Below are 1,169 nucleotides of genomic sequence, written 5' to 3' on the forward strand. Positions count from 1 at the left end.
AACGATATTAAAGACGCTATTGAAGAAAAATCCACTCGTATTACAGGCAATAGTAAAATCGTTGCCAACCAACAAGAGTTAGATGAAATCAAGGATCTGACTCAGCTGGATAGAGACATCCGAAAGAAAAATATCGCTATGCTCAAGATGTATGTTCGCAACTATTCTTCTGCATCGACAAAAGAAGCGTTGTTTAAGAAAGTGGAGGACATTAAGGACAAGACCTCAAACTTCAAATCTACTATTCTTTCAGGCGAGTTGGATTTTGAGTACCATGCGCCTTTTATCCCATCAGAATATCAGATTGACTTGCCAAACCACCGCCGTGGAATGCCCATTAGAGCCCATGATTTAGCAGGTGGCTATTTCTTTAATCACACTAAGCTGGAGGATCAACGTGGTGTCTATATGGGTTGGACACCGACTAAAGGAGCTGTTAATTTCAACTTTCTAGAACGAGATGAACGGCGAACACGTTCCTTTATGATTATCTCAGGAAACCCTAAAATGGGTCAACGAAGCTTTCTCTTGAAGCATACCGATGGGCTTTATGCTAAGGGAAACTATATCCGTAATTTTGATGCTAACGGAACGTTCCGAGACCAAACTAAGGAACAGTACGGATTGATTTTAGATTTATCTGGAGAAGCTAATCGTATCAATATCTTCCAAGTCTTTCCAACCGTTACCAATGAGGATGGGACAGAAATTGACAAGAAGAAATCCTACAATCTCCATATCCAAAAACTCAAGAGCATCTTCAAGCTACTTAATAGTGAAGTAACAGGTGATGACCTAACGACTTTCGGTAAGATGCTTAATGAGTTTTATATTGAAGAAGGGTTATGGGCACGTAATCCTAAACTGAATCCAGAAAGACTAAAGGCTACGGAGTTGGTAAATGAAGAATATCCAATCCTTTCTGACTTTATTTTGTATGCGGATGACTATAAGCGAAGTCTTATGAGCCGAAGTAAGCCTGATGAAATCGAAATTAAATCGGTCAATCGTATTTATAATACCTTCAACGAGTTGCTAACAACGAATGCGGAGATGTTTGAAGGGACAACAGAGTTTCAGGATATTTCTTCTGAGCAAGTGGTAACCTTTGACTTCTCAGGTCTTAAAGGGACTCCTCACTTGCTAAACGCTCAAATCTTCTCGGTACT

General features: G+C 39.8%; 1 pseudogene. It reads left to right on the top strand.

Going from position 1 to position 1,169, the window contains the following annotated elements:
* Nucleotides 1–1,169 (top strand): annotated as a pseudogene (locus tag AALA56_RS10080) (virulence factor); the annotation flags it as partial.

Source organism: Streptococcus hyointestinalis (genome assembly GCF_041225505.1).
Lineage (GTDB): Bacteria > Bacillota > Bacilli > Lactobacillales > Streptococcaceae > Streptococcus > Streptococcus hyointestinalis_B.